General features: G+C 41.5%; 3 protein-coding genes and 1 pseudogene. 1 reads left to right on the top strand and 3 read right to left on the bottom strand.

The features are described 5' to 3' along the window. Positions 1-193 precede the first annotated feature (193 nt). Entirely contained in the window at positions 194-319 is a 126-nt protein-coding gene (locus ACT3QN_RS13410) for a hypothetical protein (protein ID WP_444523947.1), read from the bottom strand. Between the two features lie 217 nt (positions 320-536). Here ACT3QN_RS13410 and ACT3QN_RS13405 point away from each other — a divergent pair, with 217 nt between their 5' ends. Next, on the top strand, positions 537-1,463 hold the full coding sequence (locus tag ACT3QN_RS13405; protein ID WP_444523948.1) for a hypothetical protein: 927 nt from the start codon (positions 537-539) through the stop codon (positions 1,461-1,463). A 239-nt stretch (positions 1,464-1,702) separates the two neighbouring features. On the opposite strand, the pseudogene ACT3QN_RS13400 reads toward ACT3QN_RS13405, so the two are convergent. Then, positions 1,703-1,940 (bottom strand): annotated as a pseudogene (locus ACT3QN_RS13400) (transposase); the annotation flags it as partial. A gap of 196 nt (positions 1,941-2,136) precedes the next feature. Further along, positions 2,137-12,096: VCBS domain-containing protein (locus ACT3QN_RS13395; protein ID WP_444523949.1), on the bottom strand; the 9,960-nt coding region annotated here is incomplete at its 5' end.

Genomic DNA, 12,096 nt, shown 5'->3' with positions numbered 1-12,096 from the left:
CAAAGAACCACCAACTTTTTGCATTACCTAACAGGTATGACATGGCGGTCATGTAAAATTTTAGTGTTTATCTACTTTCTCGCTAACAATCCATTGAAACGCACGGTCGACTTTTTTCATTTGCCAAGTTCACCTAAATTCCTCTTTCACACCCACTTCAGTCTCATTAGAATTATTAAAGGCATTTGATCACCTACTGATTTCCCATTGCTTCTTTTTGCTGAATCCTTGAGGGTACAACATCATTAGTATTCATCATCGAAGTCTCATAGATACGTGAGTTTTGAGTATTAACGTCTTCAATAATACCTGTATCCATGCCTTTCTCTCTTACTAAAAATCAAACCATTACTATTTGCTGCTTAAATGACATAATTTACAAATTGTAGGTTTTTTAATGAATAATCAGAATAGCTTTACTCAATAAAATAGATTGGTATTGTAGCGATAACGTTAAGACTGGAATTTTGTTTTGCAATTATGCATAGCTTTAACTATGATTGCTTTCTTACAGAAAGCTAACAATAGGTAACAATATGAAAATTAATAAATTATATACAGGTCTCGCATTGGCCAGCGCCTTAGTACTTACAGGATGTGGCGGAGATGATGATGGTCAATACGTTGTAAGCAATGGAGACGATAATGGTCCTATCGTTAATAACGAACTAAGCTACACAGTATTTGACCCTTTTACCGATGTAAACGATGGAGATTACAAAACAGCATGGGGTAAGCTCGATTATAGGTTTAGTAACAGCGGCTTAATACAGACAATATCTACTATTGTAGGAAGCTCACCTACTGCATATCAAGACAGCCTAGGTGATGTCTCTGAATTAGAGTTTTACGCTGGCCAAAATTTGTTCATTGCGGTACCTGAAGACTTTGATAGTCAGTTTTATAACATTAGCTTTGTTGATAGTGATACGTTTAAGCTAAGTATTCGTTCAGGAAGTGCTTCCGTTAATTCAACTTATGACATTAAAACCCTTGATCTTTCAGGCGTAGGCAAACAGCCATTCGACGCTGAAACAGGTATTGACACTGATTTATCTTATTTTCCTAGCAGTTTTAACTCTATTTTTCCTAACGGCTCTCAATGCTATATACTTTTAGAAACCCCTAATCAAGATTTCTATACCTTTTATGAAGACGAAGATGAAGGTAGCATGACCATAGATAAATGGATTGCCAACCAGAAAACACAAAAAACCATCACCAATCTTTTCAAAGAAAACATCGGAATCAATAATAAGCTATCAGCTGCAAGATATACCGATGAATATGGCGATATCATCGCCGCTGTTGAATACAAAGGCTTGATATACAGCGCTTCCTATAATCAAAAAGGCATACAGGAAAAAGAAAACACCAATCCTGATATCTCAGAAGTTTATTGTGATCTGTATAATGATGTCGCGGCCAATTTCTTAGAAACACAAATCAAAGCCAACTACTAAAAATAGTGTGTGCCTATAAGTAATCTTGAATTTTACTTATAAAATAGAATGAAAAATAGCGCCGGCAATGGGCGCTATTTTTCATTCTTGTTCACTAATATCAAGCTCAAGCAAAAGAAAATTCACTGGCAAAGCGTCTGCTACTACTTAATAGTAAAAGACCGTATTGGTTTTTCCTGACCTAAATCTACGTACTATCAAAAGATACGATACAGTTGGTAAATCAGGGCTACTCATGGCGAAACTTTGAGGTCACGTTTCAGACGTTTATTCTCTTCTATAATACATGTGAGTTCAGGGTTGTATTGCTTAGTACCAATAAATTTGCATTCATCAGCTTTGCTTTGCTAGTTAAATAAGGTCTGCATGACTACTATAGCTGCTTTGTAGTCGCTGAAACATTACCGTGGTGATGGCTATCTTTTTAATGGCTTCAGCTTTAACAACTGTACTATAAGCTCTGGTTTTCTCAATCATGATAAATTCACTATTGAGTCGTTAGTTTGCTAAGTTTGGCCCTACAATTCTTTTCAGCATAGCTTAGTACATTAATCAACCTATAAGGTTGATATCTCCAAACAACGAACAGCCATAATAAGTTAGGGCTGTTCGTTGTTTAACGAGTAAATAGAAAAGCAATTAACCTAAAAACATCGCTTCCGAACCATCCTGCTTATAGTATGGTGATATCGTTATGGACATACAAACTAACTGTTGGATCTATTGTACTTTGATACTGAGTATAGTCTGCTTGATCGGATACTTGTTGCTCCACGAAATCTGCGGTCACAGATACTTCATCATCATTATCACCATTAATAAATAACTCATTATTGCTGTCGGTCATGGTAATCACATCATTGGTACCGATGTTAATCAATGACTGCGTATCGTTCCCAGTCAGGTCGATCACCTCAATGTTACTAATCACGCTACTATCAAAGTCACCAGAAATGTCACCAAAATCGATAGTGGTACTAGCCATATTGATCAATAAGGTATCGATACCGTCTCCACCATCCATTAAAGTATTATCAGCAGAGAATACTAATTCATCATTGCCAGCACCACCTACGAGTGTGTTGACACCGGTACCACCATCGAGGAGGTCATCACCAGCACCGCCAGTGACTCTATCATCACCTGCGCCAGAATTTACGGTAGTGCTACTATTTGTGGTAGTGATAGTGTCGTTTTGAGCTCCTGTTTCGATAGCGACAGACTCACTCAAGTTCAAATCAGCAGTTTCGGTTATTTCGTTGGAGACTTGCCCAGGGTCTGAGGTCTCAACAGTTTTGCCTGTATAAGTGATGGTACCATTATACGCCTGATACAGAATCTGTATATCATTGATACTATTATTAGGCACGCCACTCAACACATAGCTACCTGCTACAAATTCAACAGATATCCCGTCTAAGCTTTCAGAGATACCATCGCCATCGTCATCAGCATTACGTAAGCCGATAACCTCTCCTATGTCGCCAATCCTAAATAGCATGGATTCATCAAAGGGTTTGCCATCTTCGGGGCTAATCGTCAATGTTAGTGTTTCACTACCTCCTTCATCAACACCATCGGTATCTTCCATCTTAGCATTGGTATTTAATCCAACCCATGTATAGGCTTCACCAGCTGAGTTCTGCGGGGTTAACTCAACACCATCAGCTATTGGCTTAAACATAAGATCCACGGTCGTGACATCGCCCTGTAGTCCATCTGCACTTAATACTGAAATATCAGCGCTGCTCGTACCGCTATAGTTCTCTGGGGCTTGGATAAGTATTTCAGGCGTAGGGTTTGTGTCGGTACTTGGCAAACTCCACGACCCTATCCCTGTTTTATTGGCTATGATGATATCTCCACTATCATTAACAAAGGAGACGGTGAAGTCATCATTGACATTGTCCAGTATGAAGGTTGCTGGCTGATCGTCTTCATCTGTCTGTACAGCCTCATAGATGATACTGACCGCATTGACATTGTTCTCGCCCTGATCTTCATCCACGGTTAAGCTTGAAGCGTCCATATCAACGACTAATAGCAAGATATCAGCGCCCTTTTCAACAGTAATTTCAAAGTCCTTACGCGATACTAGCGTAGTCGTATCGTGATTTAGGATATCTGTCGCCTCTTTATGTACTACATACGTTTCAATCACAGTTGTACCATCTTCGTTCACATCAGGAACGAAGTTAAAACTTACAGACGCTGGATTATCTGCGCCCACTGGTAAGGCAAAATACATTCCTTCAGGTAATCCCATAGGATTAACAACTGGCTCTAAAAGCTCACCATTGGTATCCGTAAGCGTACCGTTGATGGAAGCATCATTAGCGAACTGAAAATAGACATTGCCATTGATAATTTCAACATTACCTGCATCAACAGTTGCAGTCAGATCTAATGTCAATGTTCTTTCTTCATCTTCCTCTATCACGATATTATCGTCATTCTGTACTGCGGTAGGATCGTCTTCGTGAAAACCGAAGTAATCAGTAATGGGCAGCACAATCAATGTACTGTCATTAGTACCTGGATCACTTATTGGAAACGCTGGATTGTCGGCTGACACAGTCTCAGAGTCGCCATTACTATCCGTACCTGTAAATAAGACATCTAAGGTAATCGCTTCGTTGTCAGCACTAGACTTATCAGTGATATTGGTACTAAAATCACCTGTAGGTACAAACGTAATATCATCTAATATAGTAGTAATATCAGTGTTTTCAGTCGCATTGCCGCTGATCAACCACGTATCGCCCTGTTTACTTACTGACACTTGTAGATCAGAGCCATTGTAGCTCAACAGCACATCATCAGGTAGATTGTCTAAGGTAAAGGAGAAAGGTGCGGCGGCTTGATTAGCATACGCCACACCATTTAACGTAGCAGTAATATAGCTACTCAAAGGTTCAGCTGCACCATCCTCAGTCAAGGTTATGGGCTGCACGATGAGATCTGCTACCAACTCAGGAGGTTCTTCTCCACCATCCGTCGTACCTGTGATAAGCGTTAAGTCGAAATTTGCCTCTACCGAGCGCTCAACATCAGGTGCATCTTGGTTATAAGCAGTTACGGTAATAGGCAAGTTCTCTACACTATCCACATCATAGCCTGCCTTGATACTGAATTTGATATCTACGCTCGCCGTAATAGATGTGTCTATGGTTTCATCGGCAAAGTCGACGTACCATGTGTCGCCCGCTTTAACTGCTTCTACGAAGTTGCTACTGCCATCAGCATCAACGGCCACTAAAATACCATCGGGCACACCGTCTACTTGCACTCGTGTAAACACCTCTGAACCATCTAAATCTGGTGAGGTGAGAGTGATCGTTTTAATCACCTCATTATCAGCCGTATCGGTGTTAACAATATCAATAGTTTCTGAAGTCTCAATCTCATCAAGATTGTCCAATGTTGGCGAATCAGTATCAGGTAAAACATCTACAACGAAGTCCGTCTCACGGGTTAGCGTCGTCTGATAGACGATATCTGCTGCCTCATTACTAGTGGATCTGACGGTATCCGTCACTGTGTATTTGATACCAAATTGATAGACATCATTGCCTGATTTATGGTTGACGAAATCAGGCTCATCACTGGCAGGCTCAGCTGCAATAGCAATGATACTAGTCTCAGGTAACGCACCGTCTGAATCGCGTTCGATGGTATAAAACCCAGCATCAACTTCGGGGTTAGCACTTGTGATAACAACGCCACCGACGGTGAGTTGAACACCCAGATCCTCAAGGTCAGTCAAGCTAATAGCCACACTCTTTAACTCTTCAACGCCTGATGTCCAATCATCTGGATTATCCGTACGTCTAAAGGCGGGCTCAAAGTCTAACGTGACAGAATCGTTTTCATTCTGCTCAGCAATAGGATTGACCACATCATTATCAAGCGCATCTGGCTTGACAAATATCTGTACAGGCTGGAGGTTTTGACTTGCCTCACTACCGCCTTTTAGTTCCGTACTGACGCCTTTGATATTAAAGTTAATTTCGCCTGCGAAATTGTCTTCGGTTTTGAGTATTATATCGCCATTATTGATCGCTTCATCCGTCACCACCCACTGCCTAGCAGTGCCTTCACCACCGATAAAGGTCACGTCGGCTCCTTGCATCATAAACCTATCATCAAGACCTGTGATGACATAGGTCACGATTTCAGAGTCATCATCATCGTAAGATCGGATATCTCCTGGCGTCTTAAAAATAGACCTAAAGGCTATCTCACTGTTAGCGGCATCCAATGCGCTTTCTTCAAGGATGACCGCGTAGTTATCAGAGGTTTGCCCACCATAATCAAAGGTAACTTCATTCAATTCATCATTGAGGATTTTATCCGCGATCGTGTCAATCTTGATAGGTAATGCCAATGACGCACTAGGATCACTGGTATCCATGCCATCTACTGATACACCAGTGACTTGTAGCGTATAGTTGTCATTACTATTCAGTGGCGGTATAAAGGATGGCACTTTATCACTTTGGTAATCAGTCAACGTGACCGACCATGTATCATCAGCATTATCTACCGTGGTAACATCATTGACTGCACCATAGTTTTGGTCAATCAAAACATAGCCACCATTTGCGCCTTTATCAGCATCCCACACATAAAGGTAGGCACCATCCGGTATCACATCAATAGTGACATTGAAGGTTTCAGAACCGTCTTTATCTTTAGACTGTGCCTTTATCTTAAGCGCAATACCTCCCTCAGGGTTGTCAATAGTGTCATCTGGTGTATAGCTATCTTCATCGGTTGGATTACCATTAGATCTACCTGCATCTTCCTCTCCTTGAGCAGGTTGCACGCTAAGCAGCACATCATCAGCAACAGGCGTCACAGTTAGGTAAAGAAAAGACTCGCCAGATACGACTTTATCTGTTGCCGTATCGTCATTTTCATCATAGTCAATAGTAACCGCTTGCTCCTGAATACGCAGTTCGCCTGAGTAATTATTAGGCGGAATAAATGACAAGCTGCTAAGCCCAGCTACAGGTACGTCTACACCATTTTTACCTGCTGTGACAGTCTGCGTCTCACCTACGCTATCATAACGGAACTGAGCACCAGCAGCATTGACCCATTCACCATTGTCATCTTTAATCTGAACGATCAGACGGGCAAAGGTCTCTTCTGAATCAGTACGAGCATTGCTATGGCTCGGTCCACCAAAGTCGTTAGTATCATCTTCGTTCGACCAACCATCCAGTAAATTAAAGCCGATATCAGTCGATAAGTCGTACCAGACGGGTGCAGAACTGCTCACACCATCATCATCACCATCTTCAAATACTAGTGTGCTATAAGTATGGTCTGGGTTGAGAGCTACATCATTGCTATTGTCGCCATCGCTATCGGTATCCGCACTCTCAGCCACTGGAGTGACCTTAATGATGACATCAAAGGTTTCATTACCAGTAATAGGGTTGTCACTATCAACCGAACCATCGGTAGTCTCGACAAAATAAGTGAGCGCAATATCGGCACTGCTATGCGCTGGCGGTATAATAGTATAGCCATTCAAATCATCGACATTAAAGCCATAATAAAGCCCTTCATCTGTCAGATCTGTTGTTGTGATAGGCACACCGTTTAGAGAAATTTCGGCACCTGCAGTAATCAAATCATCAATTTGATCTTTCAAAATACCCATTATTGACAATGCCTCACTACCATCTTGATCAGTGATGGTAAAGACTGAATCGCCAGCATCATTTATTGTAAATAGAGCAATCGCTGTATCCTCAGTCCCTGCCTGTGGATCCACTGCCGTCACATCGATGGTAGGATTTACCGTTATATTTAATTTTACAGATGTTTTCTCGGTCTGAATGGTCGGAGCAATATTTGCAGAATCTAAATCCCTATCTCGAGTATTTAGCGTAAGCGTTGCCTCAATCACACCCGCAAAATCTGCTGGGGGTGCAAAAGTAAAGCTTGGGTCTAGATCATCACTCGTTACTTTCACTTTTGGAAGTATGACTGTGCCATTCTTACCTACGGTATAGCTGGTGCCATTGACTGTCACCACCTGACCATTGAGATCTTCTAATCCTTTAATAGAATACCAATACCGTTCTGAGCCATCGACATCTATAAACGTTTCATTCAATACAGATTGCAAATCTAGACTGCTGTCTTCGTCAATAACCGCATTGATCGTATCGTTTTTATCAATGCCATTGTTAGGGTCGTTTGCCAGAGTAATAGAAGTCGTGCCAGGTGGGAGCGGCGTATTAGGCTCTACTAGATCAATAATCGACGCATCTGTCACTGCTTGCACATCAATCAGTACATCCACTGATGTGGTTTCTGCTATCAAGCTACCATCAGGATCCGCACTATTGGAGTCGTTAGGCTCTAGCGGATAAGGGACGCCATTTTCATCGACTTCATACTCAGTGACACTCATAGTTACTGTAAAGTTAGTGGCATCTTGTTCTGGGTGAGAGACGATTAATGATTCAAACTGGTCACTTGTCATCTCAACATCAGCCGTAAACTCACTATCGGCAATATGAGTGCCATCGGTGAGTTTAATCGTGACAGTACCATCATCTCCTGTGGGAGCAATAATGACCTGCTGAACGCCATTGCCATCAATATAAAATAGCTGGGCGCCCTCAGGTAATCCGCTTAATGTAATCGCCCCAAACCGTTCGCTACGATCGACTGACCCACCATTGATATCATCATCGTTATCGCTTATAGCGCCACTCACGTAGTCTGAATCATAGTCACTCAGATCCGTACTGGCCTCACCCCCATTATCACCAATGATTGGTGCTATAAAACTAAGCTGAGTCGATGACTCTTCTTCAACATAGTTGGTATAAATACCATCAACGATATCAACTTCATTATCATCAATAACGATAATAGGCGCATCAGCAACAGGATCTACTTCAATATTAATTCTACTGGTCGAGATCCTTCCTCCATCTTGTATACGGAGATTGAACATCACACTATAAAAATCGTTAAATTCATTAGGGGTTTGCTTATAACTGTTCGGTATGTCTGGTAAATCTGCTCTATTATTTGGTGTCGCGATAGACGAATAGTTCTCTTCTGGATTAAACTCAATTTGTCCATTGCCGATATTTCTCAAACTACCAACGACGGCTGGGTTTTCAGACGTATACAGACCGTTGGCATCACTGGCATTACCATTGACATCAATATAAACCAAATCGCCACTTAGCAAATCTATCGATGACGATAGATCATAATTCAATATGGTGACCACACCGCCATCAAAGTTTTCAGCAGCATTGATTAACAAGGCATCCTTACCATTTGGAGCAATGTTTTCATCCTCAGTGATATCCCCAAAATCCCCCTCATTAATAGTGAAATCAAGATCTTTATTAAACAGTCTATTTTCTACTTCAACATCGAACTGATCTTCCGCTATCGAACCATCTTCATCGACCACTGCATAATCAAGGTCAAATATAATATTGTCTAATCTACCATCATTATCAGCATCAATATTATCGTGTCTGATCGTATCATAGAGGGTGGCGGTATAAGTTAGAGCATCTTCACTAGTGTATGGCAAACCCTCAGGGTTAATCTCCACTTTGAATACGACATTATTGTTAGGATTATCGACCGTATCTGCAATCAGCTCACCATTCCGAGTAGTCGACACATATAGAGTACTATAATCGGTTACGCCATCGACCTCAGCATAGCGATAATAAAGCGGTAGGCCACTACTCTGGAAACGGCCGTTTATTAGGCTACCGTCGGCAACGGTAAAGTAAATATCAGAGATATTATCCTTATTACCTGTGACCGTAAATGCGGAATCGACTTTGGCCACATAAGTGCTAGCAGTACCCGAATCAGGGAACAATTCATCTTCTTTTAAAACGACACTTTCGTCACTTTCGATAACGGGTGCGGTGTCTGTCACGCTTATAGGCTGATTAGCAACATCTGACACGTCACCATCTGCATCGATTAGTGTGTAACTGAATGAGCCATCATCTTGTAAGTTAGGTACAGGGTCACGATTATCAATCGATTTATTAGCAGCAAACGTCCAGCTGCCATCTTCATTGACTGTTAAGGTACCTGTTGGCGTTTCAAGATTTACTCCAAATTCGGTAGAATCTTCAACCGTATTGCCATCTATATCTAAATAAGTAAAGGTATTGATTCTTAAATCTACGTCCGCACCTCGATCGTTATCAATCACATTGCCGGTAAGTAACGTACTATCATCACCATCAACGTACGAATCTTCTACCGCACTTACAGGTGTATCATCTTTAGCCAATACCTTATCATCTTCGATATTGACATTAAATTTTTGTATCGTGGCACTGTCCGTGTCTTGAATTTCATATTTGACAGGTAAGGTGATGGTAACTCCATCAGTGTGATCTAGCTGACCTTTTAGCTCAAATACAAACGCTTGCGCACCTCCAGTGCTATCCGTAGGATTGGTCAAAGTAATGGTAAACACTTCACTACCTACGGCACTAGCAACCACCGTATGACCGTTATTACTCACCTCGTAAGTCAACGGCTCGCCATTGGACTCAAGTGATAAGGCTTCTAACCCTGCTGTGGTAACACCAGTGAATACTATATCGCTTATATCATCTGCAGCTTTAGTGATGCCAAGGTTACGCATCGCTCGTAGCGCATCAGGCGTCGTATCGGTGCCACCAGTTAGGTCATCTTCATTCAATATAACTTCAGGAATAAGTGCCGTGGGCTGTGTGTCATCCACTGTGATATTAAAGTCAGCAGTACTGATATCACCATTGGCATCTGTAATCGTATAAGAGATACTATCGATAATGCCGTCTAGATTATCCGATGTATCATCCGACATGTATGACCACGTGCCATCTGCGTTAATAGTTAATGATCCATATTGAGTATCGACTACAGTGCCTGTTGTTACTGTTTGACTATCACCATTTTCATCTAAGTACGTGAATGACGTAATGGTTGTATTTGGCGTACCCAAATCATCGTTAGATAATAGATTTAGATTTTCAGTGGCACTGTTAATGCTTAGCCCACCTTCTTCAACCCTTGCAGTATCATCGACTGCTTGCGGTGTCGCATCCACATTGATAATCGTCGTTGTTGTATTACTATCAGCATTATTTGTATCAGTGACTGTCACTTCAATAATACGGTCTATTTCGCTAGGGGTAGCAGAGGTGTTGCCAAAAGTGATGGCATCGATAGCGGTTTGGTAGTCAGCTAAGCTTGCACTGCCGCTCAACTCAATACGACTATTTCCTAACAAGGTGGCTGAAATACCTGTTGGTAGATCACCTTCATCAATGGCAATTAAATCGCCTGTTTGTGAGTTGCTCAAGACAATAAGTGCACTGCCAATCGTATCGTTATTATCAATATCAGCAATGGCACTACTGTCACTGATAGCAACAGGGACGTCACCCTCTTGGTAAACTGTTGCATAATTGATAGTGGTATTACTATTACCAGAGATATCCAAGGTTGGCGCGTCGTTAGCACCATTAATAGTAATAGTTAGAGTTTGAGTAATCCCACCTACCTGATAAATAAATACTTGGTCGATTGCTTCCCCTTTAGCAATGGCTTGTACCTTAGAGTTGTTATTGTTTACAACATACGTATACGAGCCATCTTCGTTTAAGGTTAACGTACCATAATCATTTGCATCGCTAGGCTGACTCTGCAAGCTGACGGATGTTTCGGTACCGACTTCATCATTAGCTAATACATTGCCTGTCGCGGTTAAAACGCCATCTTCTTGTACAGTATTTACATCAGGCTTGAGGTCAACGTCATCGACAATCTGGCCTGTGACACTGTTTTCGGTATCAATTTGAACAGATTCAAAGCCACTATTGGTACCATCAACAGAGCTTATTGCTAGCTGATAATTCTCGATGCCTTCTTTTAATGGATCATTTAATACCGTATTGGTCAGGATAATTTGATTACCAGTGCTAGCATTAAACGTCACCGCAGTCAGCTTGCTACTCGCATCAAAATCGGCCGCAGCGGTCTCATCATTAAGATAAGATAAGTTAACCACTATGCTGCCGCTTGCAGGTAATTCGACGGGCTGACCATCAGCATCTACAAGCGATAAAGTATGTGTCAGCGAGGCATTATCTACTTCTATAGTGCTATCATCGCCTGTTAGTTGAACATACACAATATCATTACTATCAAGTCCGCCTTCATTAGAGCTATTGCCTAAATTGTTAGTATTGATAGTAGTAGTGATACTGTTAGTTGTCGTGTCACTAAAGTCGACAGCTTCAAATTCGTTAGTGCCAATATCCGTGATAGTGAGACTATAACTTTCACCTTTGTCAGCAAGATAGTCATCGATGGTGTCGATGTTAAGCGCAGCACTTGATTGTCCTGCAGGTATGGTGACAGTGATGGTTTGGGCATTATTATATTCGGTGTCTGTATCTTGAGTACTGACATTGTTAAAGGTGACGGTGACATCGGTGTTTTGAGTAACGATAACAGGACTACCGCTTTCATCTAAAAATTTGACTGTATATTCAGCCTCTTCACCTTCAATAACATTCTCGTCTCCCGTGATAACAACATAAGTGATGTCAACGACAGG

Origin of the sequence: Psychrobacter sp. AOP7-C1-14 (genome assembly GCF_052376135.1) — a bacterium.
Lineage (GTDB): Bacteria > Pseudomonadota > Gammaproteobacteria > Pseudomonadales > Moraxellaceae > Psychrobacter.
Note: the sequence above shows the minus strand (reverse complement) of the source record. Positions and strands in the feature narration are given on the sequence as shown.